Origin of the sequence: Muriicola soli, from assembly GCF_004139715.1 — a bacterium.
Taxonomy (GTDB): domain Bacteria; phylum Bacteroidota; class Bacteroidia; order Flavobacteriales; family Flavobacteriaceae; genus Muriicola; species Muriicola soli.
On the sequence record NZ_CP035544.1, the window covers coordinates 1,295,825 to 1,320,688 of the forward strand.

Below are 24,864 nucleotides of genomic sequence, written 5' to 3' on the forward strand. Positions count from 1 at the left end.
TTTAGGCGGTTTCTAATTCCATTAATACTCTGGGATCCGTTACCTTTCCGGTTACGGCCGCTGCAGCAGCTACTAGAGGGCTGGCCAATAAGGTTCGAGCTCCAGGTCCCTGTCTCCCTTCAAAATTCCGGTTTGATGTACTTACGGCATACTTACCTGCAGGTATTTTATCGTCATTCATAGCCAGGCAGGCCGAACAACCAGGTTCTCTCAATTCAAAACCCGCTTCATGCAGGATATCGAGAATACCTTCTTTCTCAATAGCTTCTTCAACACGATGTGAACCAGGAACGAGCCATGCGGTAACGTGATCGGCCTTTTTGCGACCTTTAACCACTTCGGCGAACGCCCTGAAATCCTCTATACGTCCGTTGGTACAACTTCCCAGAAAGACGAAATCTATTTTTTTACCCAGCATCGCATCTCCTTCTTTAAAATCCATATACTCAAGCGACTTCCGGTAAGTAGCAACACCACCATCTAAGGATTCCGCTGTTGGGATTCCCAAAGATATTCCAATGCCCATTCCGGGATTGGTTCCATAGGTAATCATCGGTTCAATGGCCGAGCCATCAAAAACGATCTCCTTGTCAAATTGCGCATCTGAATCTGAGTACAGTGTTTTCCAATATTCCATCGCCTTTTCCCATTCTTCACCTTTAGGAGTATATTCTCTTCCTTTGATGTAAGAGAATGTTTTTTCATCCGGGGCGATCATCCCACCCCTGGCTCCCATTTCAATGCTGAGATTGCAAACGGTCATCCTGCCTTCCATAGACATATTGCGAAAGACTTCGCCGGCGTATTCCACAAAATACCCTGTGGCCCCGGAGGTTGAAAGTTGTGAAATGATATAGAGTGCGACGTCTTTAGGAGTCACAGCTCTGCTAAGGCTGCCGTCTATGGTAATCCTCATTTTCCTGGGCTTGGGTTGCATGATGCATTGAGTGGACAAGACCATCTCCACTTCTGAAGTGCCTATCCCAAAGGCAATTGCACCAAAGGCCCCGTGCGTGGAGGTATGCGAGTCTCCGCACACTACCGTCACACCCGGAAGTGTAATCCCGTTTTCCGGACCAATTACATGGACGATACCATTTTTCTGATGGCCAAGACCCCAATAGGGTATTCCGTGTTCTCGGGCATTTTCTTCTAAAGCCTTCAGTTGATTTGCCGATAATGGATCTTTTACCGGTAGATGTTGGTTTATGGTGGGGGTATTGTGATCTGCTGTTGCAAATGTACGTTCAGGATACAAGACTTTTGCACCCCGGTTTTTCAACCCCAGGAAGGCTACCGGACTCGTCACCTCATGTACCAGATGGCGATCTATAAAAAGTACGTCTGGTCCTTTGCTTATCGACCTTACAACATGGGCATCCCATACTTTGTCAAATAGTGTTCTCTGTTCACTCATTTTAGGTAATTTCTGAACTGACAAAAATAATCTATAGGGAATTGAATAGAAATTTCACCCTTTATAAATTACGATGTTCAAAACACGGAATTGGCCCTGCATGAGGATTACCGTACTCAACTGATATAATTCCAGATGTTCTTGTGCTTCGTTAATTCAATGTACTTCTTTCTTACAGTTTCGTTTTTTTTCAGGGCCATATCCGGGTCTTCCTGCAAGAGATTCATTGCGTAATATCGAGCTGTCTTTAGGATGTCATTATCTTTTACAATGTCGGCAATCTTAAGGTTAAGCAGACCACTCTGCTGGGTTCCCATCAGATCTCCCGGACCTCTGAGTTTTAGGTCTACTTCTGCTATTTCAAATCCATCATTGGTCCTTGTCATCGTTTGCAGGCGCGTTTTCGCTTCTGATGACAACTTCTGGCCGGTCATTAAGATGCAATAACTCTGTTCTCCTCCTCTTCCTACACGCCCACGAAGCTGATGTAATTGTGACAGGCCAAATCGCTCTGCACTTTCAATGATCATAATCGTTGCATTTGGGACGTTAACGCCTACTTCAATCACAGTTGTCGCTACCATGATTTGTGTTTCCCCTTTTACAAAACGATCCATTTCATAGTCCTTGTCTTCTGATTTCATTTGTCCATGCACGATGGAAATCTGGTATTCCGGGAGCGGAAAATCGCGTACCATACTCTCATACCCATCCATCAGGTCTTTGTAATCAAGGGCCTGTGATTCTTTAATCAGCGGATAAACCACGTAGACCTGTCTGCCTTTGCGGATTTCATCCTTCAGAAACCGGAAAACTTTCAACCGGTTGCTGTCAAAACGGTGCACGGTCTTCACCGGTTTTCTCCCCGGGGTAACTCATCGATTACGGATATATCCAGATCCCCATACAAACTCATCGCCAGCGTACGAGGTATTGGCGTCGCAGTCATAACCAGGATATGTGGTGGAATTTCATTTTTATGCCATAATTTAGATCGTTGTGCCACCCCGAAGCGATGTTGTTCATCAACTATCGCAAGTCCAAGATTGTGGAATTTCACTTTGTGCTCAAGTACTGCATGCGTACCCACGAGAATATGGAGGCTCCCATCTTCTAGGGATTCGTGGATCACCGTCCGCTTAGACTTTTTAACCGATCCGGTGAGGAGGGAAATGGTTACATCCATTTCACCCAGTATTTCTTTTAGGCTGTTATAGTGCTGGTTGGCCAGGATTTCAGTAGGAGCCACAAGGCACGACTGGTATCCGTTATCGAGGGCCAATAGCATACTCATAAGGGCAACAATGGTCTTTCCCGATCCCACATCACCCTGTAGTAGGCGGTTCATCTGGGCTTTGCTTCCCAAGTCGGCCCTTATTTCTTTTATAACCTTTTGCTGCGCCCCGGTTAATTGAAAGGGCAAAAACTCATTATAAAATGTATTAAAATACTTCCCCACATGCTCAAAAGGAAATCCCCTGATCTTCTTTTTCCGCAATAGGTTTTTTGATATAAGCTGCAGCTGGATAAAAAATAGCTCCTCAAATTTTAATCTGAACTGTGCTCGGGCTAATTTATTCTGATCACGAGGAAAATGGATGTTTAGTAGCGCCTCTTTACGTGAAATTAATTTGAGCTCATCAATAAGTGAAGAGTTCAAAGTTTCAGCAAAGGCACCATTGGTTTCACGGAAAAGTTGCTGGATGAGCTGACTAATGACCCTGTTTGAAATCCCCTTGTTTCCCAGTTTTTCTGTAGAGGGATAAATGGGTTGCATATGGATGCGCAAGCCTTTTTCGTGTTCCGACAACAATTCCATATCCGGGTGTGGCATAGAAAATACACCATTGAACCATTGGGTCCTTCCGAAAATGACATAGGGAACATTAATTTGAAGCTGTTCTTTAAGCCAACGATGTCCTCTGAACCACACCAATTCCATTTCCCCGGTTTCATCCACAAATTTGGCGACGAGTCGTTTCCCTTTTTTTTGCTCAACAGTTTTGATATGAAGGATCTTCCCAACCAGTTGAATTTCCGCAGAATTTCTCTCTAATTGATTGATTTTGTAATATCTGGTCTTATCGATGTAACGGTTGGGGAAGTGATGTAAAAGGTCATTGTAGGTGTCTATACCCAGCTCTGAATGCAAAACCTCAGCTCTGTTTGGCCCCACCCCTTTGAGATAAGTAATCGGGGTTTGCAGAAGATTGGGTTTCATTTGTCTAAATTAATAGTTACTTCCTTGAACTCCAACAGATCAAAATACTAATTTTGAGAATAGAGAAATAGTTTTATGAAGTTACCCGTTGCCTTGTATTTTCTGATCATCAGTTTTTTTCCGCTCCCGGGGCAAAACGATAGAGGATACGACTTCCTGGAGGGTGATCTAGTGATAAATGTGGATCCTTATCAGGAGCGTATTGATGGTAAAGTTAGTTATCGATTAAAGATCGATAAGGCCACAGATTCGGTTTTTCTCGATGCCAGGGAAATGAACATCAAAAAAGTACAACTTAATGGCCGGAAAGTAAAATACAAATACGACGGAAGATTTCTCACGCTCTATAAGAAATACCGGAAGGACAAGGAGTATTCCCTTGAGGTGGACTATTCATGTACTCCCAAGCAGGCTGTGTACTTCCTGGGGTGGCAGGATAGTATACCTGGAAATGAGCAGGTCTGGACCCAGGGGCAGGGAAAATACAACAGTCACTGGGTACCTAGTTTTGATCTGATGTCAGAGAAAGTCCGATTTGATCTCAAAGTAGAGTTTCCAAAAAATTACAAAGTCATTGCCAACGGTAAATTGATAGGAACAGAAGAGAAGGAAGGAAGTGTCTTATGGCATTATAAAATGATTAAACCGATGAGTAGTTATCTGCTGGCCTTTGTTGCAGGCAAGTATGAATCCACTCGTCGAATTTCAAACTCGGGGACCCCTATCGATCTCTATTTCTACCCTCAGGACTCACTAAAAGTAGAGCCTACCTATAGATTTACCACGGAGATTTTCAACATGCTGGAGCGGGAAATAGGAGTTCCTTATCCCTGGCAGAACTACAAACAGGTGCCGGTGAGGGATTTTCTTTACGCAGGGATGGAAAATACAGGAACAACAATATTTTCGGATGCGTATGTAATTGATTCAATAGCATTTTCTGATCGGAACTATGTAAACGTAAATGCCCATGAATTCACTCATCAATGGTTTGGTAATCTGGTCACCGAAAAGGATGCTTCCAGTCATTGGTTGCACGAGGGATTTGCTACCTATTATTCATGGCTGGCTGAAAAGGAGCTCCTTGGGGAAGACTATTTTTACTGGATGCTTCTCGATAAGGCGGACGTTCTCGAAGCTGCCGAGAGGGCAGGGCAGGGGGCTTCATTACTCGATCCCAATGCGAACAGCCTTACCTTTTACGACAAGGGGGCGATGGCATTGTTGATGCTCCAAAATGAAGTAGGTGAGCAGAATTTTAAAAGAGGGATAAAGAGTTTTCTTACCCAGTTCTCCTATCAAAATGCAAGCGTGGACGATTTCTTAAGCGCTATGGAAGCCTCAACCGGAACTTCTCTTGTAGAGTTCAGGCAGAACTGGCTGGAAAGCACTGCATTTCCTGAGGATGAACTTCTTAATTATTTACGTAATTCTTATCTACCTGTAGACAGTTTTTTTAAGCTGAGAATGGAACTCATTTCAAGTGCAGAGAATAATGAAGCTATCATCAGTAAATATTGGGAAAAAATAACATCATCCGGGTTCAGGGCACGTATGATCCTCCTCTACCACAGATCACTTTCCACAGATTTTTTAAAGAAGGCCTTCAGAAGTAATGATAGGGAGGTGAGAAAAGCCCTTTCATCACTTCCCGGACCGGTATCAGACGATTTAATTAGAGAATACGAATCTTTATTAACTGACCGAAGCTATGTTACACTTGAAAATGCCTTGTACAAACTCTGGATTCATCGTCCTGCAAGCAGAAAAGTCTACCTCGATAAGAGCGCAGGAATTTCCGGTTTTTCAAATAGAAACATCAGGCAATTATGGTTGCTTTTGGCTATCTTGACAAGCGATTACCTCTCCGCCGCCGAACGAGAGGAGTACAAAAATGAATTGTTTTCGTATACGGCAGAACATTATCCGATGGAAGTGAGACAATTAGCTTTTCAACTGATCCGGGAGGTTTTTCCTTACGAAGACCACAACCTGAGAGACTTAGTCAATGCGGCCCTTCATCCCGCCTGGCAATTCCGGCAACTTGCCAGGACCATCCTCAGGGATCTGATCAGCGATGATGTTCAGAAGAAAAGATTGAACACTCTGTTGCAGGAACTCGAAGGAAATGAATACGAATACCTGTCCGATAAATTAAATCGCGAATGAGAGCACTGGTAATTTCAGGGGGTGGAAGTAAAGGTGCATTTGCAGGGGGTGTGGCCCAGTTCCTCATGGAAAAACAAAAGCATCAGTACGATCTTTTCCTGGGTACTTCAACCGGCAGCTTGCTTATTTCGCATCTGGCTCTTCAGAAAATTCAAAAAATCAAAGAAATATACACCTCCGTTAATCAGAATAGTATTTTTAGTAATTGTCCGTTCACCATCCAAAAGAAACACGGTGTATCCAATATCGGGATCGCCCACTGGAACGTTTTGAAAAATTTTTACAACGGCAGCAAGACCTTTGGGGAAAGTCACAACCTGCTGAAACTCATCAAAAATACCATTACTCCTGAAGAGTTTGAAATCCTGAAACACGGCCCTAAGGATATCGTTGTCACGGTTTCTAATCTTTCTCTGAATCAAATCGAATATAAATCGATCAACGATTTCGAATACGAAGATTTTTGTGAATGGATATGGATTTCCTGCAACTACACGCCTTTTATGAGTCTGGTAAGGAAAGAAGGTTGCGAATACGCCGATGGTGGTCTGGGTAGCATGGTGCCGATTGAAGAAGCCGTAAAAAGAGGAGCGAAGATTGTGGACGCCATTATCCTACACACAGAAACTACGCATTTTAACCGGATGCCTTCTAGAAACGCCTTTTCGCTCCTAACTAATATGTTCGCTTTTATGCTGGATCGAATCGAGAGACAAAACATTCGCATTGGAAAGTTTGTTGCAAACAACAATGACGCCATTATTAACTTCTACTACACTCCTACGGTCCTGACTACGAATTCTCTCATTTTTGATAAGGACAAGATGACTGCATGGTGGGAGAGTGGTTTTCAATATGCCGAAGCCAAGAGCCATCAGCAAAGTCAATTACAAATAGAATTGGATTAGGCTTACCAGAGATCGCTTATTTCTTTTTTAACGAAGGCTAAAGCCGTTGCAGAAGGGGATTGTTTATCCATGGTATCATTGAGGATATCTTCCCTCAATTTATCCGCAGAATCAGATTCGCTCATACCTGCTCGTCTTATAGCCTGGATAGTGGCACTTTTGGCAGCTTTGATCACATTCCAGCATTCGTCACTCATATAGATTTGCTGTGACAGGTTGTGATCAAATTCATTTTCGATATTCTTGATCAAAAGATTTTCATAGGCTGCCTTATCTGCAGAAAGAGGAGCAACCCGAACCACTAAATTGGGGATCGAAATCCGTTCCAGAAAAAGAGCCAGGCGTTCATAGGCCTGCAAGCGAATAGGGAGCGCACTTTTCTGAGATTCCTTGTGCAGGAGATAACGCCTTCGTCCTTCTTCGTTTTTAGTATGAAGCCTGAAAAAATAAAAAGCAACAGCCCCTGTGACTACTGCTGGTAATAAAAAGCCGAATAATTGTAAAATTCCGTCTCCGGTCATAATTTTTTGGTGTTTGGTTTGATTTACGAAACTACAACGCAGGGATCAACTAAAAAGTATAACAATTATAAGGGTTGTTCCAACACACACCTGGATCTTTAGCTTCTTATTTCATCATATCTTTCACCGTCCTGTAGAACGTATCGTAAGGCGGTTGAATCCTGATTCTTGTACTGGTTTCAATTCCGTCAAAACCGTATTCACTTTTTCCTATGGCCTGCAGCCGTGATGGAGCAAGCCCGTAAGTTTCTGTCAAGACCCGAACAACCCCAGCGGCCTGCAGTGAAGATAGATCCCAGTTGTCTTTAATTTTTAATCCTTCAAAACCAAGTGCATTACTATTGGTTTCTACCATAATTTTGAGATTGGGGTACTTTTTTAAAACCCCTGCAATCTTTTCCAATGCCGGCAAGGCTTCAGCTACAACATCATAATTTCGGTCTACCTCTTTGAAAAGGAAAAGATTGTCCAATACCAGGGTAACCGCTCCATTGCTTAAGCCCGTTTTGACTTCTGTTCCCAAAGAATTCTTAAACTGTGTGAGCATGGCAAGGGTAACAGAATCGGTCTGGGTAAGAGCGTCATTGATCTTTTTCAGTTGATTTTCTTTAGACCGAAGTGTTTCGAGCGACTTACTGATATTTTCAGTCTTTTTACTGGAGAGTTCAGTAAAATTAGTAAGGTTCTGCAAGAGGGATGCGTTGGTTGCCCTCAACTCTTCCATCTGGAAATTGACAGCCTCCATCTCTGCTTTATATGTAGCTGATACCTGCTTTATCGAAGATAATTCGGACTGCAATTGTTGAATTTCAGCTTCTTTTTCCTCCAGCTGAAATTGCAGCTCTTTTTTGCTCTGGCTGAGTCCGGTGGCAATGGTCAATAGGGTTATTAAAAAAGTGATTCCGCTTTTTTTCATTTTCTGATAGTTCCTGTTAAAAGATTCATATTAAGACCTGTTCAAATAGTCAAGGCTTAATTCCGTAAGGGCCTTAACCCCAACAATTAATCCGCTATCGTCAATAATAAAATCCGGAGTATGGTGTGGAAAGGATTCTGTATTGCCCGGGGTCATCCCACCGAGAAAGAAGAAAAAACCGGGAACTTCTCGTTGAAAATAAGAAAAGTCCTCAGCTCCCGTGATCGCTTTTTGTTCTACCACATTACTTTCCCCTGCTACCCGTTTTAAGGTAGGAAGCATGGCAGCCACGAGATTGGGATCATTGTAGGTGATGTCTGTAGCGTCTTTTATTTCAATGGTGGCATCTCCTCCATATGCTTTGGCAATGGTCGGCACCATTTCCATCATCCTTTTGTTGAGCTTGTCTTTCATAGCATAATCCAGCGTTCGGATAGTACCAATCATTTCTGCGCTTTCAGGGATGATATTGAATCTTACCCCACTTTTGATCTTCCCAACCGTGATGACGGCTGCCTCGTTGGTCAATTCCGTTTCCCTGCTGATAATCGTTTGAAGTCCGTCTATGATCTTCGCACTGATTAAAATAGGATCAACACCGGCCCAGGGCTGTGAACCGTGACTTTGTTTTCCCTTCACATTAATCGTAAAGCTCTGAGCTGCTGCCATGGCGCCACCCGACTTATATCTAATCATGCCCACGGGGGTTTGAGAATTGATATGTAAACCAAAGATGGCATCGACATCGGGGTTTTTAAGAACACCTTCCTTTACCATTAGTTTGGCACCACCCTCTTCTCCGGGTGGAGGACCTTCCTCTGCTGGCTGGAAAATAAACTTAATAGTGCCATTAATCTTATCCTTGTTGTTGGCCATTACCTCGGCTACACCCATCAGGATGGCGGTATGTGTATCATGGCCGCAGGCGTGCATCACACCTACCTTTTCTCCCAGAAATTCTGAAGTTACTGTTGATTTAAAGGGTAAGTCATTTCGTTCATAAACCGGAAGGGCATCAATATCAGCTCTTAAGGCCACCGTTTTTCCGGGACCGGACCCTTTTAAAATTCCAACAACACCTGTATGGGCCACTCCGGTCTGTACTTCGATTCCGAGCGATGTCAAATGAGCGGCAATTTTAGCAGCTGTTTTAAACTCCCGGTTAGAGAGCTCGGGATTTTGGTGAATATCCCTTCGCCATTCTACTACTTTAGACTCCACAGCTTGATAAGCCTTATCCAAATTGTGGTCCTGAGCATTCATGTTTATAGCCATCAGACCACAGAAAACTGCAAAAAATGTATTTTTCATATTAAGTAATTAAAATTTAATTAGTCGATATCCCTCATTTTGAAGCTGGATCAAAGCTGTCATAGCTGATAATCCAAACTGCACCCCTTCTATGGTTTCTTCCCTTGGAAAATCTCTGGAAAAAGAAGACTGTCCGCAAAAAACGATTTGTACACCGGCATTGAGGAGGGCTTTTACCATTTCTTCATTGGGATTACCCACGCCGTATTTATTTTGATAAGATGCACTAGTTATAATATCCTTAGATGCCTTATTGTGCACCACAAGGGCAACCTTAAGGTTATTTAATGGTACGCCGGCCTGGGCATGCATGTTCAGAAATCTTGCGGCCGTTTCTATACTGGCATTGAGGGAACTTTTGGAATCGGGACTGTTCATGATATCGAACACGACCTTTAAGGGTTCATCCAATGGGGTTTTGAAATCCGGGTTATCAACGGGCCATACCGCGCCGTAATCCTGAATCACCGGACCTTCCTGCCGGGACTGAGCACTAAGCAGACCAGGGAGAATCAACAGATAAAAAAGTGTTAGAAATAAGGATCTAGATACCATTAATTGCAATAAAAGCTAAAGATATTCAAATTGAATAAAATTGTGATGTATTGTTTATAATAATTAAATCCGGGGTTTTAGCAACCGGTCAATTATGGCTAACTTCACGGTTCTAAATCGGGATATTTTTGAAACATTTTTTAGAGGATTTAAATGAGGCCCAAAAAGCGCCTGTTCTGCACAAAGACGGACCACTAATGGTCATTGCCGGTGCAGGATCGGGTAAAACCCGCGTGCTCACATACCGAATAGCTCACCTGATGGAACAGGGTGTAGACTCCTTCAACATCCTTGCTCTCACTTTTACCAACAAGGCCGCCAGGGAGATGAAAAAGAGGATCGCCGATTTAGTGGGCAGCTCTGAAACCAAGAATCTATGGATGGGTACTTTCCATTCTGTTTTTGCAAGGCTGCTTAGGTACGACGGAGATAAACTGGGCTACCCCAGTAATTTTACCATCTATGATACCCAGGATTCACAGCGCTTAATTGCCTCGATCATCAAAGAGATGGGGCTCGATAAGGATATTTATAAATACAAGCAGATCCAGAATCGGATATCGTCATATAAAAACAGTCTGATTACGGTAAAGGCTTATTTTCAAAATCCGGAATTACTCGAAGCCGATGCCATGGCTAAAAGACCCAGGCTGGGAGATATCTATCAGCAATATGTGGACCGGTGCTTTAAGGCAGGGGCAATGGACTTTGACGATTTGCTGTTGAGGACAAACGAATTACTTACCCGTTTTCCCGAAGTACTGCTGAAATACCAGGATAGGTTCCGATACATTCTTGTTGATGAGTACCAGGATACCAATCATTCCCAGTATCTTATCGTTAAAGCACTTTCCGATAGATATCAGAATATCTGCGTGGTGGGAGATGATGCCCAGAGTATATATTCCTTCAGGGGAGCAAATATTACCAATATCCTTAATTTTCAAAGAGACTATGACGATGTTGCCGTGTATCGACTTGAACAAAATTACCGATCAACAAAGAACATTGTCAACGCAGCTAACGCGATCATCGCCAAGAATAAGAATCAGTTAGAAAAAGTGGTTTGGACCGCTAATGATGAGGGGTCAAAAATAAAGTTGCACCGCTCAACGACAGACGCTGAAGAGGGCCGTTTTGTGGCGAGTTCTATTTTTGAAAACAAGATGCAGCAACAGCTGCCCAACAGTCATTTTGCCGTACTGTACAGAACCAATTCACAGTCGAGAGCCATTGAAGATGCCCTGCGCAAAAGAGATATTCCCTATAGGATCTATGGCGGACTATCCTTCTATCAGCGAAAAGAGATCAAGGATGTTCTTTCCTATCTCAGGCTGGTGATCAACCCAAAGGATGAGGAAGCTTTAAAAAGAGTGATCAATTTTCCTGCTCGGGGCATTGGGCAGACCACTATAGACCGACTGACTGTTGCAGCAAATCACTACAACAGGTCGATTTTTGAAATCATTGAGAACCTGGATAAATTAGAGTTAAAGATCAATTCGGGGACTAAGCGAAAATTGGAAGACTTTGTCAATATGATCAAGAGTTTCCAGATCATGAATAAAGGAGCAGACGCCTTTACACTGGCAGAACATGTAGCCAAAAAATCAGGAATATTGCTCGAATTTAAAAAGGACGGAACTCCTGAAGGCATTGCCCGGATGGAAAACATTGAAGAACTACTCAACGGGATCAAGGATTTTGTAGAAGGACAGAAGGAACTAGCCGATGCAACAGGAGATCTGACCGAATTCCTGGAGGATGTGGCCCTGGCCACAGACATGGATAAGGACACCACTGATATGGACAGGGTTGTTCTGATGACCATACACTCGGCCAAAGGACTTGAATTTCCTTATGTTTATATCGTAGGGATGGAAGAAGACTTATTTCCTTCGGCGATGAGCATGAATACCCGAAGCGAGTTAGAGGAAGAACGAAGACTCTTTTACGTGGCCTTAACAAGAGCTGAAAATCAGGCATACCTTACCTATACCCAGAATCGCTATCGCTGGGGAAAGCTCATCGACGCAGAACCAAGTCGATTCCTGGAGGAAATCGATGAAAAGTACATTGACAACCTCACCCCGGTAGATAATTACCGCTTTAAGCCGCTTATCAACAGTGATATTTTTGGAGAAGTAGACAAAAGCAGACTCCGGCAGAAAAAACCATCGAACGGTACACCTCCTGCTGCAGGCAGACCAACTCAGGACCAGCTTCGAAAGTTAAGAAAGATCAGGCCCAATATAGGAGAACCCACAAGCGGAGGACCCATGGAAATGCCCGACCTCTCTGTAGGTACCCAGGTCAATCATACGCGTTTTGGAAAAGGTAAGGTTATAAAACTCGAAGGAGCCGGTAATGATAAAAAGGCAGAAATCCTTTTTGAAAAAGGGGATGTAAAAAAACTATTGCTTCGCTTTGCCAAACTCGAAGTATTATCTTAGTACTTATGCAGGCCGAGTTTATAAAATTATACAATGATAATCCCAATCCCAGTGAAATAAAAAGGGTAGTGCAGGTATTACAAAAGGGCGGATTGATTATCTATCCCACTGATACGGTATATGGACTAGGATGTGATATCACAAAAACGAAAGCGCTGGAAAGGATTTCACGAATAAAGGGTATTAAGCTGTCAAAGGCTAATTGGTCTTTTGTCTGTGCAGACCTCAGTAATTTATCCGACTATGTAAGGCAGATTGACACCCCAACTTTTAAGATTCTGAAACGAGCTCTTCCGGGCCCTTATACCTTTATTTTACCTGGAAATAATCGTTTGCCCAAAGCCTTTAAAAACAAAAAGACTGTAGGGATCAGAGTTCCTGATAACAACATTGCCAGAGCTATTGTAGATGCTCTTGGCAACCCTATCGTCTCAACTTCGATTCGCGATGAGGACGATGTAATTGAGTATACCACAGATCCCGAATTAATCTATGAAAAATGGCAGAATCTCGTAGATCTGGTAATTGATGGCGGCTATGGAGACAATGTCCCATCTACGGTGATCGACCTTTCTGAAGGAGATCCACTTGTTATTCGGGATGGGAAGGGGAGCCTCGACATTCTTCAATAAAAAAACCGCAATACTTATGGTATCACGGTTTTCTCTATTTGATTTATACTCTTTTTAGTTGATTTCAGGATCTTTCATTCCTTCTTCAATCATGCTGTAGAACTGATCCAATTTAGGAAGTACAACAATTCTGGTTCTTCTGTTCTTTGCGCGATTTTCAGCAGTATCGTTGCTCATCAACGGCACGTAATAGCTTCTGGCTGCTGCAGTCATACGGGCAGGATCAACACTAAAGTCATTTTGCAGAATCCTTACGATAGAGGTAGCTCTTTTAGCACTGAGGTCCCAGTTATCAAGCAATACTCCACTGCGATAAGGTACATTGTCTGTGTGTCCTTCAACCATAAACTCAAAATCGGGTTTGTTGTTTACCACTTTGGCAACCTTACCAAGAACTTCCTTAGCTGCTGAAGTTACGTTATAGCTTCCTGAGCTAAAGAGTAATTTATCCGAGATGGAAACGAAAACAACTCCTTTTTCTACGCTGATCTCAATGTCTTCATCATCGAGGTTACCAAGAACACCTTTAAGGCTCTGCACCAATGAAAGGTTAACAGAATCTCTTCGGGTAATTGCATCCTGAAGTTTGCGGATCGTTAAATCTTTTTCCTGCAGGCTCTCCAATGACTTTTCGAGGTTTTCAGCACCTTTTGTGGTAAGGGTGGTCAAATTCCCCATGTTGTTTATCAACTCCTGATTGTTCGCCTTTAAGAAAGCATTCTGATCTTCCAAGGTGTTAAGTCGGGCAGTTGCCGTAGCCTTTTCTTCCAAACAGGTGTTTAATTTAACCGTGGCTGAATTTAACAGGTCCTGAGTTTCTTTTTGTTTTGCCTCTAATTCGGCATATTTTTTTTGTGAGACACATGAGGATAATAAAACCATTATTCCCAAGCTACCTAAAAGTAATTTTTTCATATAATACGTAATTTGATTTTTTGAATTATTGTTTTTAACGGGTTCTGTTGTATATAGTAAGCAAAATTATGCAATCGCCCAAAGCCTAATTTAGGAACATTGTTAATCTTTTACTAAATTGTTAAAACTCCGCACCTTATATACGTAGTGAGACCATACAATGGATTTTGTTCGGTAGTACTTTTGTACAAATTCGGTCTTTTCTCTCTTTTTGTACATTTTACGGAATTGTCTGTAGTAGCTAAAGTGTGCTCTTAAAACTGCGAAACAGTGTTTCCCTTTTCCCTGAAACACGAAACGAATGGCAGCTATACCATCTAATAACAACCTGGCTATAATAATCGCCGTTGCTTTTTTTCGTGGGAGGTTTTTTGTGATTGAAAAGAGGGAATTTCGAAAATTGAGGTAAGTCTTTTTGGGGTTCATATTGCTGAGTGTTGACCCTCCCAGATGAAGTACTTCAGAAGCACCAACGTAAAGCACCTTGTATCCTTTATTATGGGCTCGCCAACAAAGATCGACTTCTTCCTGATGTGCAAAATAATCCTCATCAAACCCGCCAAGGCTATCAAAGACTATTTTTCTGATGAACATACAAGCCCCGGTGGCCCAAAAAATTTCTTTGGTATCGTTGTATTGGCCCTGATCTTTTTCCAAAGCCTGAAAAATTCTTCCCCTGCAAAAGGGATATCCCAATTGATCAAGAAATCCTCCGGCTGCTCCGGCGTATTCAAAATACTCAGGGCGCAGGAGATCGAGAATCTTAGGCTGAATGATGGCTACCTCAGGATCATTTTGAAAAACTTTTTGTATTGGAGCTAACCAATTGGCAGTGACTTCCACATCGGAATTCAACAAACAAAATATTTCGGCATCAATATGTTTCAATGCTTCATTGTAACCACCGGCAAAACCGCAATTCGTCGAGTTTTGAATCAGACTTACCTCCGGATAATTCTTCTTTAAGAAATTGACAGAACCATCTGTGGATGCATTATCGGCGACATAGATCCGTGCCCCTTCGGAGTTTTCTATAACCGATGGAAGATAACGTTCGAGCAACGCTTCACCATTCCAATTGAGTATGACAACGGCTATATCGGGCATAATGGGAATTCCTAATTATCTGGCACCGGTTGGTGGTGCGTTTTTGCAAGGCCACAAAGTAAAGAAATTAATTGCATATGTTTCTACTTATGAACCGTCCATACAACTAGATCCCTTCTCCTGAATAGGAAGGTAATTCCTCTAAAAATATATAGGCCGATCGATTGTAGTCCATTTGGCAAAAATAATGGTTGATCCCGTTAGTGACCATCAGGTAGCGAGCCCTGAGATCCATATTGTATCGGGCGATCTGATCGAAAGTGTTTTTAGTGATCTTTACCTCCGGTGCCTTGCATTCAACAAGGATCTCCAATTCCCCCTGGGGCGTAAAAACTACAATATCAACTCTTTTAGGCAAAGAATTTACTTTGATCTGCTTTTCAACATTGATGAGACCAGGGGGGTATTTTTTCTCTGTCATCAGATAGTGCAACACGTGTTGTCTAACCCATTCTTCAGGCTGAAAAACAACAAATTTTTTGCGAATGACATCAAAGATCAGGGATTTATTTTCCTTATTTTTGAAACGGAACGAGTACCCCGGAAAATTCAGATTTTCCATGTTGCAAATTTGATGATTTTTTTTTGATGGATGAAGTAAAGCGGCTTATTGATGAGATTCGGAAGGGAGATATAAAACCCATCTATTTTCTGATGGGAGAGGAGGGTTATTACATTGATCGGATTGCGGATTTTATCAGTAAAAATGTCTTGTCTGAAGAGGAAAAGGGCTTTAATCAAATGGTGCTCTATGGTAAAGATGTTTCTGTAGATGATATAGTCTCCAACGCCAAGCGCTTTCCGATGATGTCTGAAAGGCAGGTGATTATTGTAAAAGAGGCTCAACACTTATCGCGTACCATTGAACAACTTACAGCTTACGCAGAAAATCCACAACCCTCAACCGTTCTTGTTATTTGCTACAAATACAAGAAACTAGATAAACGAAAAAAACTCCACAAACTTCTCAAAGCACCTAATGGCTGTGTTTTTGAAAGTAAAAAGCTTTATGAGAACCAGGTCTCAGAATGGATAAGGAAGATTCTTAAAACCAAGGGTTATCCCATTTCATACAAAGCCTCCATCTTGTTGGTGGAATTTATGGGAACTGATTTAAGCAGGATTCACAACGAGCTTGAGAAACTATCTCTGGTGCTCCCTGTAAACACCGAAATAACTCCTGAGGTCATCGAAAAGCATATCGGGATCAGTAAGGATTACAATAATTTTGAGCTCAAGAAAGCCATAGGGGAAAAAGATGTGCTTAAGGCAACAAAAATCATTAAGTATTTTTCCCAAAATCCGAAAGACAATCCTTTTGTGGTCACCATCTCCCTTTTGCACACCTTTTTCACGCAACTATTACAATACCACGGACTCAGTGATCATTCGCCCAGGAATGTCGCGAGTGCTCTCAGGATCAACCCTTATTTTGTAGATGAATTTCAAACTGCTGCACGGAATTATTCCATGAAAAAGTCGAGCAAAGTGGTCTCTTTTCTTCGTGAATTAGATATGAAAGGAAAGGGCGTAGGAGCTTATAATGCAAGTCAGGCCGACCTACTAAAGGAACTGCTGGTAAAAATCATGTAGGGATTATTTCTTATCGATACTGAATTTACCAGGTCCGAGAAATATGATCGCAACAAATAACGTTAAGAAGAGTAATGCTTTCTCCTTGCTGGCAAAAGCATCAGGAGCATGAACTATAAAAGCCGCTACTGCCATCGTAATGGCTGTAGGTAAAGCAGCCCAGCGCGTTTTAAAACCTATCATCACCAGGATGGGGCAAATAAATTCGGCGATGATCGCTAAAAAGAGGGTAGGGGTCGCTCCCAGTCCTATGGGATCGCCAAATTCAAAATCACCGGAAAGCAGTTTCTGAAATTTTGGATATCCGTGGCTCAGCATCATAGCCGAAGCCGATATTCTCAAAAATGCAAGACCAATATTATTTTGCAGGTTATTTTTCATCATTTCTTGGGGATATGTTAACTAAATGTAAAATAATTTTAGTTATAAACCATATTCTCTGAGAGAATTGTATCAATTTGGGAGACCAACTCTTCGGCATTCTTTATATCAAAAGACATGGGAGGCTTTATTTTAATGACACTGTCAAAAGGGCCATCAGTGCCCACCAGGATCATATTTTCCCGGAGTTCATTCTTTAAATCCCCGGCGAGTTGGGAATTTGGTTCGCCATCTTCCGTGATCATTTCAATACCCAGGAACAAGCCGTGACCCCTGACATCCCCTATGGTATTATGCTTTTTTTGAAGGAGCCGTAGTTGACGGATAAGATAATCACCCGTTTGCTCAGCATGTTCTTGTAATTTTTCTTCCTCCACTACCTTGAGGACGGACAAACCTACAGCGCAAGAAACGGGATTACCCCCAAAAGAGCTAAAGAATTCCGGTCCTTTTTCAAAAGAAGATACAACCGCTTCTGTAGTGATAACGGCTCCCATGGGATGGCCATTACCCATTGGCTTACCTACCACCACAATATCCGGAATCACATCGTACAATTCAAAGCCCCAAAAGACTTTGCCCAATCTGCCGAATCCTACCTGCACTTCATCACTAATGCAGAGTCCGCCTTGCGCTCTAACGGCAGGATATAGGGTGTTCAGATAACCCGGGGCTAAGGGAACTTGTCCGCCACAGCCTACAATAGGTTCTGCAATAAAGGCTGCAATAGTGCCTGTATGGTCCTGGATCTGTTCCAGGGCTTTCTCTGTGTAATCAATTCTTGATTTACCAGATTTTTCCCTGTTGCTGGAATATACTTTTGGCAATGGGGTTTCAATGGTATCTTCGGGTTTACCAATACCCTCACCGGCCTTATACTTATAAGAGCTAATACCAATTCCGGCCTGCGTATGCCCGTGGTAGCCGTGTTCAATTACCATGACATTTTTCTTCGAACTGTGGTTCCTTGCCATCCTTATAGCCAGATCCGAGGCTTCGCTGCCGGAGTTCACAAAGAATATTTTGCTCAATGAGGAAGGAAGTGTTTTCAGTAATGCCGAGCCATAGTCGCCCAGGATATCGTACAGGTATCGGGTGTTGGTGTTAAGCCTCGACATCGCCTTTTGCCCCGCTTGCACTACCTTAGGATGGCAATGCCCAACCAGCATAATATTATTGTAGGCATCTAAAAAGGTGTTCCCTTCAACATCGTACATGTACTGAAATGCTGCTCCGTACATATGGATAGGATTTGCATAACTCAAAGAAAGATTTTTTGCAAAGTGTTCCTTCCGCTGGGATAGTATTTCTGAAGTAGGAACCCCCTTCGCGATGGGTAAATCACATGTCTGCCTGAATCGATTTCGGGCGTGTAGAGGATTAATCCTCAGCCATTGTTGAAGTAATTTCCAGGCTCCTTTCTGGCTGATGGTGATGTAATCCGAATTGGGGTCCAGCTCGCTTGCATGAGCCGAATGGCATACGCTCATGGATAGCCGAGCCGCAATCAGGTAGTACAAACTGTCGCATTCTAGTTCAGTCAGGGGTAATTCCTGCTGATAGCCTTCCAACACTTTTAGTCCGTGTTCCAGGGGCGACCCCTTGTGCATCATTACATAGGTCATGGCAATAGCAACCTCACTGATAAGCCAGGTATGACACATATCGCCAAAGTCAATAATGCCGGTAACTTTTTTTCCGTCTGTGAGAATATTCCAGTCGTTGCCGTCATTGTGAATAAGGCTCTTACGTAATTGGTAAGCCACAGGTCCGATGTGTTCATGGAACTGTTGAATAAAATAGGAAACAAGGCTTCGCTTCTTAAGATCTGATATGTTTTCAAGTAATGGAATTGATAAATTGAGATGTCGCAGATCCCATGATATTTCTCTGGCTGTAAAAATCTCTTCCTCCAGCGAATGCAGTACAAGATCTATTTTACCTAAATAACTGCCCAGGGAGAATAAAATAGCAGGGGTGTGCTTGACGTCTCCTAAAAAAGATCCTTCTATAAAAGTTAAAAGCCTGTAGATATTTTCAGCTTCTATTAAACAGACCTCACCTGTAACGGTTCTGACTGCTTTTGGAAAATCAATGCCTTTTATTTTACCAAGTTGCTGTAATACCCTGTTCTCTGCTAGGATTTCCTTTAATATCCGGGGAGAATTCTTGTATATTTTGAGAACAAATACTCCTTCTTCAGCCTCAATTCGATAATTAGTACTCACATAGCCATCCAGGGAGCTCACAGAGTTCAAGTGAAGTTTGTAATGCCTTTGCAGAATGTGGTCAATTCCCATAGGAGTTCCTTAGCATCCCTAAACTTATAATAATTATAATAGATTGAAAAAGAAACTTGTTCTTAACGGAGACGCGGGTAATCTCCAGGATTTGCTTCGTGCATGATTTGATATATTTTCTCAAATATATCTTCGGCATTTGGCTTAGAAAAATAATCGCCGTCCGAAGCGTATGCCGGTCTGTGAGATTTTGAACTCAAAGTCTGAGGAGCACTGTCTAAAAACTGGTAAGCCCCCTGCTTTTCGATGATTTCCTGCATAAGATAAGCCGCACAACCTCCAGGGACATCCTCATCTACAATTAGCAACCGATTGGTTTTCTGTACGCTTTTCAACACGTCTTTTTCCAGATCAAAGGGCAGGAGGGACTGGGCGTCAATAACCTCTGCATCGATGCCTACTTCTTTAAGTTCGTCTGCGACTTCCATCACGATTCTGAGCGTAGAACCATAAGACAAAACTGTTATATCAGTTCCTTGTTTAACGGTTTCAACACGGCCTATAGGAGTACATAACTCTCCGAGGTTGGAGGGCTTTGGCTCTTTTAATCTGTAACCGTTGAGACTTTCTATGATCAGGGCAGGTTCATCACTCTTGAGCAGGGTATTGTAAAATCCCGCAGCCTTGGTCATATTTCGGGGTACAAGTACATACATTCCTCTGAGCAGATGAACTATGCCTCCCATTTGGGATCCGGAGTGCCAAATGCCTTCCAGCCTGTGCCCACGAGTACGCACAATCAAAGGGGCCTTTTGTTTCCCCACAGTTCTGTATAAGAGTGTTGCAAGGTCATCGCTTAGCGTTTGCAAACAATACATCAGATAGTCCAGATACTGAATCTCGGCAATAGGCCTTAAACCTCTGAGCGCTAAACCTATTCCTTGACCTATGATCGTAGTTTCCCGTATCCCTGTATCCGAGACTCTGAGGTCTCCGTACTTTTTTTGTAACCCCTCCAGTCCCTGGTTTACATCTCCGATGGCCCCGCTGTCTTCGCCAAAAATAAGTACCTCTGGATATTGCGAAAACAAGGCGTCAAAATTATCCCTGAGAATGATGCGCCCGTCTACCATTTCCGGGCTTTCTGAATAATCAGCCTTTATTTCAGGGACATTGGTTGCTTTGGAAGGTAATTCACTATAAAGGTGTGAACTAAAATGGGGCTGGTTATTTTTCAGGTAGGCTGAAATCCAATTTTCAAGGCTTGCTTTTTGAGCTGATTCTTCTCCCAGAACATAGCGAAGAGCTTTACGCGCATGTGAAGCCAGATCTTTTTTCAATGGCTCCTCAATGGCAATCAGGTCGTTCTTTACTTTACTGATAAAAACTTTATTAGGACTGCTTTGTTCTAATGCGGTAAGTAAACCTACCAGTTGTCTTTTGTCTTCTTTATGCGGATTGAGAAATTCATTCCAGGCGTCTTTCCTGGCCATCCGAATTTCTGTTTTAATCCTTTTTTCCAAGGCAGATAATTCCTCTTCAGTAGCAATCTTATTGGAAAGTATCCATTCCTTAAAACGTTTGTTGCAGTCGTTTTCCTTTTCCCACTTTAGTCTTTCTTCCGATTTATATCTTTCGTGAGATCCCGAAGTACTGTGGCCTTGAGGCTGGGTAAGTTCGGTGACGTGGATCAATACGGGCACGTGTTCTTCCCTTGCAATATCTGATGCATTTTCATAGGCATGGATAAGCGCGGTATAATCCCAACCTTTTACCCGAAGTATTTCGTAGCCCTTCTCATCTTCAGTTCTTTGAAAACCTTTGAGGATCTCTGAAATATTTTCTTTTGTTGTCTGATATTTAGCCGGAACCGAAATACCATAGTCATCATCCCATACACTTACCACCATGGGTACCTGAAGAACCCCTGCAGCATTTATAGTTTCAAAAAAATGTCCTTCGCTGGTGCTGGCGTTCCCAATGGTCCCCCAGGCTACTTCATTTCCGTTGTTTGAAAATTTATCCCCCTTGATCGATTTTTCATTTCGATATACCTTTGAAGCTAAGGCAAGGCCCAGAAGTCGAGGCATTTGCCCTGCGGTAGGGCTAATATCGGGACTACTGTTCTTTTGTGCAGTAAGGTCTTTCCAACTCCCGTCCTCGTGTAGGCTAAAAGTTCCAAAGTGTCCTCCCATTTGCCGACCGGCACTCATGGGTTCTTTTTCGATATCCGTTGTGGCGTAGAGGCCATGGAAAAATTCTTTGGGTGACAATAAACCAAGAGCCATCATAAAGGTCTGGTCTCTATAATACCCACTCCGGAAATCTCCATCCTTGAAGGATCGGGCCATCGCCAGCTGAGGCAACTCTTTCCCATCTCCAAAAATTCCGAATTTAGCTTTACCTGTAAGAACCTCTCGTCTTCCGAGCAGACTGCATTCCCGACTCATAACAGCGATTTCATAATCGTAAAAGATCTGCTTTCGGAATTCATCAAATGAAATATCCTCGCTGGTTTGAAGATCAGGGTTCATGCCTATAAAATTTCTACGAAAATATCAAAAACCGGGGATTTTTACAATAGGGGGGAGAGGATAATCATTAACAATTTGTCAATAATTTGCTGTGTATCCATTAATTTTTTAAAAGAAGATAGGTTTATTTAAAAAAAAATAAGAATACTTTAATAACTAAAACCACTTACGGGTAAACAATCCAATGAGTGTTTTTGGACTTAGGGTAACTACAAATCGGATCTTTTCATCGTAATCGGGCTGGGCAATTTCCCAGCCGTTATTTGAGTGAAGCGGGAAGTACAATTCAAAATAATCAGTGACCAAATTAAGTCGGATCCCGGAATCATAAACAAACCTTGGATCCATTCCCCGGTTTCTTACATAGCCCACATCCCCGTATAATTCTATCCAGCGCCATAAATTAAAACTGGCATTGGTGGTCACAATCCAGTCGTTGGCAAAAGGATTTTCAAGCTGAGATTTAAAACCTCCTTCGGCGATGATGATCTGCTGACTTGTAATTCCTGATTCTTCTGAGCGGCCGAGGTAATTATAATCAAATAAATAGTCTGTGGGCCTGTCCAGGGCAAAACTGAAGAAATCAGAATTGGTTTCATTCCTTATAAACTTCCCTGCAAAAAACCGCAGATTGAGTTGTCGATTGTTGTCAAAGAGTTTCCGATAGTCAAAATTCACAGCCAATTTGGTGAAATCAGTGGAGTATTGTGCATCAATAAACCAAGAGAAAAAATTGATAATACCGTTGTTGTAATGGTTATATCGAAGATTGAATACACTGTAATCCGGATCGGTTTCTATGCTAAGGGAAGGATCAATATCCCTCAATACATTTACATATCTGAATACAAGAGATTTGCGCTCATTGGAAATCAAATCATCGGGCCGCCAACCCAAGCCAACAGCAGGAGTTATGGTACTGTATCGGGAATTGGTCTGAAAATGGAAACTGGAAGCGTTGAGGCTAAAATTCATCACATACAGACCACTTTTCCTTAAGTATTTACGGTAATTCAGGCCTGCATTTCCTACCAATGCCTTTTCTTTGAGGGCAAAAGAGGGAGCAGCAGTAAATATAAATGGTCTTTCCAATAAGGTCTTATTAGAAAACCGGAGTCCGGGCGATATTCCGTCATACACATTGAAACCTGCTACGGGCATGTAGAAAATCTGATTGTAGTAAGGGTTTTCAGCATCCTTTAAAAACTGAAGTTTTAGCTTTTTGTTACTGGAGAAAAAGCCACTGAGGGATTTCCAGTTATCCCGTTGGTTAAATTCAGGTATTTTCTGGTCGTAATTAAGTACGAGGCGGTCTTCCTGTATATTAGGAATGAGCACGGTGTCCAGATTAGAAATGTTCGAAAACCAGTAACTCGATACCACCGTATCATTTCGCAAACCAAAAAGAGATATCGGAACATTGGTTCCCTTTTTATTTTTTATAACCACCTCCAGTGTATCTTCGGTCTTATTGACTTTTTTAATTTTAAAGTCGATTCGCTTATCCGTATTGACATAGGTGTCAAAAAACCAATCCACATCCTTTGATGTATTAGAGCGTATGACCTTCTCGAATCCCAAAGGGGTAACGGGTTGTAATTTGTAAGTATTGTAGAACTCTTTTATGCTTTCGTTTATCTCCTCCTTGCTAGTATAGGCTGCGAGATAAGCTAATCCCAACCCGGCTTTGTAGTTATTTGCTATTTTCTGGTTGAATTTGATCAGGGAATCATTGGGTGTTGTAAGGCGTTGATCCAGATTCTTCCTTGCCGTTAGCATATATAAGAAGGGATATTGATCATTAAAGGACATCTGAGCGAGGTTGAAGGTGCTTATTGGCCAGATCGATGACAATTTTCCGAGGAGTTTCTGGTCGGGGTAATAGGTGTCTACAAAATTAATCATCAGATAATTCACGATGGCATCGGAAACCCATTGTTCTTTCCGTGGATTTAAAAAGATGGTTTCCCGCAGATAGCTGAGAATAGCTGTCTTCAGGAATTTCATCTCAAACTGGAACTGTTCCTGGTAAGGACGTATAAAGGAAGGGAGCTGATTTAGGCCATAAAGCGGATTCTTATTGAAGTCTGTTTCACTCACCAACAATTGCTCATAGGGAAATTCACCCAGGTTTTCATGAATGTATCTGGTAATCCGGTTTATTGAGATTCCCTGCGAAATTTCATCGTATTTAGGAGATTTGATATCAGTTACCACAATGAGGTAAGGGGTGACGTGTTTGATAAACTTATTAGAAGAATTAAGGATAATGTCACAGCTTTTTCGATTTTCACCTTTTAAGCTTGCCACCTGTTTGGCAGGGTAAGACGTGATATTGACCTCATTAAAGTTGGTCCCGAGAAATAGTCTATTGGGATAGGTAAAGGTGATATTGGTATTGGTGATCCCGGTATATAAATCCTCGAGATTTTTATTGGAATACAATTGCCATGAACCATCGTAAACCGCAGGGGTTAAATACCAATCTTTGAGATAGAATCCACCCCTGGAATCATATCCATACGGGGTATATCGATTTGGTGGCAACTTTACGGTATATGTAAAATATATTTTTAAGGAGCTATCCGGCGGGAGAGGACTATTCAGACTAATTTCAATAAGATCCTTTTGCTGAGTGCGTTTAAAAGAAAGGTTTCTGAACTCAAAATCAGCCATCCCAAAGATTTGGGTAGAACCTCTTTCTTCCTCCTTGGCCAGATGAAGACTTTTTTTAAAGTCCTCTGCAAAGCGTTTAGCTAAAGCAGTTCTCTTATCGGAATAGGCGTGTGCCCAATCATTAAAATACAATACCTTAAGGGTGTCGGAAGAACTATTGAAATAGGTAAACTCCTGTTGAATTTCTATTTCTTGGGTATCCGGATATAGTTCCGCTTGTATCAGATTGGTATGTTGGCCGGAAGCTAAAAATGTACCGAACAATACAATCAGGCAGAAAATTCTATGAAATACAACTTTGGGTTTTACCTCCAT

General features: G+C 42.2%; 17 protein-coding genes and 1 pseudogene. 5 read left to right on the forward strand and 13 right to left on the reverse strand.

The features are described 5' to 3' along the window. Position 1: 1 nt before the first annotated feature. Both leuC and recG read right to left on the reverse strand, forming a co-directional pair. Positions 2 to 1,417: a 3-isopropylmalate dehydratase large subunit gene (leuC, locus tag EQY75_RS05790; protein WP_129603669.1), complete on the reverse strand. Its 1,416-nt coding sequence runs from the start codon at positions 1,415 to 1,417 to the stop codon at positions 2 to 4. A gap of 116 nt (positions 1,418 to 1,533) precedes the next feature. Then, a pseudogene (recG, locus tag EQY75_RS05795) lies at positions 1,534 to 3,638 on the reverse strand (ATP-dependent DNA helicase RecG). Positions 3,639 to 3,713: 75 nt separating this feature from the next. Here recG and EQY75_RS05800 point away from each other — a divergent pair. Next, on the forward strand, positions 3,714 to 5,807 hold the full coding sequence (locus EQY75_RS05800) for a M1 family metallopeptidase (protein WP_129603671.1): 2,094 nt from the start codon (positions 3,714 to 3,716) through the stop codon (positions 5,805 to 5,807). Beyond that, positions 5,804 to 6,715, forward strand: coding sequence for a patatin-like phospholipase family protein (locus EQY75_RS05805; RefSeq protein WP_129603673.1), 912 nt, complete (start codon positions 5,804 to 5,806; stop codon positions 6,713 to 6,715). The genes EQY75_RS05800 and EQY75_RS05805 overlap by 4 nt, the downstream gene beginning before the upstream one ends. A gap of 2 nt (positions 6,716 to 6,717) precedes the next feature. On the opposite strand, the gene EQY75_RS05810 is transcribed toward EQY75_RS05805, so the two are convergent. The 4 genes from EQY75_RS05810 to EQY75_RS05825 all read right to left on the reverse strand — a co-directional run bounded on the left by EQY75_RS05810 (position 6,718) and on the right by EQY75_RS05825 (position 10,018). Further along, complete coding sequence (locus EQY75_RS05810; RefSeq protein ID WP_129603675.1) at positions 6,718 to 7,236, reverse strand: DUF7935 family protein; 519 nt, start codon at positions 7,234 to 7,236, stop codon at positions 6,718 to 6,720. A gap of 106 nt (positions 7,237 to 7,342) precedes the next feature. After that, positions 7,343 to 8,152, reverse strand: a complete 810-nt coding sequence (locus tag EQY75_RS05815) for an OmpA family protein (RefSeq protein ID WP_129603677.1) — start codon at positions 8,150 to 8,152, stop codon at positions 7,343 to 7,345. A 30-nt stretch (positions 8,153 to 8,182) separates the two neighbouring features. Beyond that, positions 8,183 to 9,427: an amidohydrolase gene (locus EQY75_RS05820; protein ID WP_425462159.1), complete on the reverse strand. Its 1,245-nt coding sequence runs from the start codon at positions 9,425 to 9,427 to the stop codon at positions 8,183 to 8,185. A gap of 45 nt (positions 9,428 to 9,472) precedes the next feature. Continuing rightward, entirely contained in the window at positions 9,473 to 10,018 is a 546-nt protein-coding gene (locus tag EQY75_RS05825) for a DsrE family protein (protein WP_129603681.1), read from the reverse strand. 128 nt (positions 10,019 to 10,146) lie between these two features. Between EQY75_RS05825 and EQY75_RS05830 the strand changes: the two genes are divergently transcribed. Both EQY75_RS05830 and EQY75_RS05835 read left to right on the forward strand, forming a co-directional pair. Then, positions 10,147 to 12,471, forward strand: coding sequence for an ATP-dependent helicase (locus EQY75_RS05830; protein ID WP_129603683.1), 2,325 nt, complete (start codon positions 10,147 to 10,149; stop codon positions 12,469 to 12,471). Positions 12,472 to 12,476: 5 nt separating this feature from the next. Then, on the forward strand, positions 12,477 to 13,103 hold the full coding sequence (locus EQY75_RS05835) for an L-threonylcarbamoyladenylate synthase (RefSeq protein ID WP_129603685.1): 627 nt from the start codon (positions 12,477 to 12,479) through the stop codon (positions 13,101 to 13,103). A gap of 54 nt (positions 13,104 to 13,157) precedes the next feature. Here EQY75_RS05835 and EQY75_RS05840 read toward each other — a convergent pair whose 3' ends face one another. The 3 genes from EQY75_RS05840 to EQY75_RS05850 all read right to left on the reverse strand — a co-directional run bounded on the left by EQY75_RS05840 (position 13,158) and on the right by EQY75_RS05850 (position 15,687). After that, positions 13,158 to 14,018: an OmpA/MotB family protein gene (locus EQY75_RS05840; protein ID WP_129603687.1), complete on the reverse strand. Its 861-nt coding sequence runs from the start codon at positions 14,016 to 14,018 to the stop codon at positions 13,158 to 13,160. A gap of 102 nt (positions 14,019 to 14,120) precedes the next feature. Then, the gene (locus tag EQY75_RS05845; protein ID WP_129603692.1) at positions 14,121 to 15,125 is read right to left on the reverse strand and encodes a glycosyltransferase family 2 protein; all 1,005 of its coding nucleotides are present in this window, start codon (positions 15,123 to 15,125) and stop codon (positions 14,121 to 14,123) included. Positions 15,126 to 15,231: 106 nt separating this feature from the next. Then, on the reverse strand, positions 15,232 to 15,687 hold the full coding sequence (locus EQY75_RS05850; protein ID WP_129603694.1) for a type I restriction enzyme HsdR N-terminal domain-containing protein: 456 nt from the start codon (positions 15,685 to 15,687) through the stop codon (positions 15,232 to 15,234). Positions 15,688 to 15,713: 26 nt separating this feature from the next. On the opposite strand from EQY75_RS05850, the gene holA reads away from it, so the two are divergent. After that, the gene (holA, locus tag EQY75_RS05855) at positions 15,714 to 16,718 is read left to right on the forward strand and encodes a DNA polymerase III subunit delta (RefSeq protein ID WP_129603696.1); all 1,005 of its coding nucleotides are present in this window, start codon (positions 15,714 to 15,716) and stop codon (positions 16,716 to 16,718) included. 3 nt (positions 16,719 to 16,721) lie between these two features. Here holA and EQY75_RS05860 read toward each other — a convergent pair whose 3' ends face one another. From EQY75_RS05860 to EQY75_RS05875, 4 genes are all read right to left on the reverse strand, one after another. Next, a complete protein-coding gene (locus EQY75_RS05860) occupies positions 16,722 to 17,102 on the reverse strand; it encodes a DoxX family protein (RefSeq protein WP_342774062.1) in 381 nt (126 codons plus the stop codon). Positions 17,103 to 17,137: 35 nt separating this feature from the next. Then, entirely contained in the window at positions 17,138 to 19,348 is a 2,211-nt protein-coding gene (locus EQY75_RS05865) for an aminotransferase class III-fold pyridoxal phosphate-dependent enzyme (protein WP_246020088.1), read from the reverse strand. A gap of 113 nt (positions 19,349 to 19,461) precedes the next feature. Beyond that, positions 19,462 to 21,873 (reverse strand): alpha-ketoacid dehydrogenase subunit alpha/beta, encoded by a 2,412-nt coding sequence (locus tag EQY75_RS05870; protein WP_129603700.1) that lies wholly within the window; start codon positions 21,871 to 21,873, stop codon positions 19,462 to 19,464. A gap of 156 nt (positions 21,874 to 22,029) precedes the next feature. Then, entirely contained in the window at positions 22,030 to 24,864 is a 2,835-nt protein-coding gene (locus tag EQY75_RS05875; RefSeq protein ID WP_246020033.1) for a gluzincin family metallopeptidase, read from the reverse strand.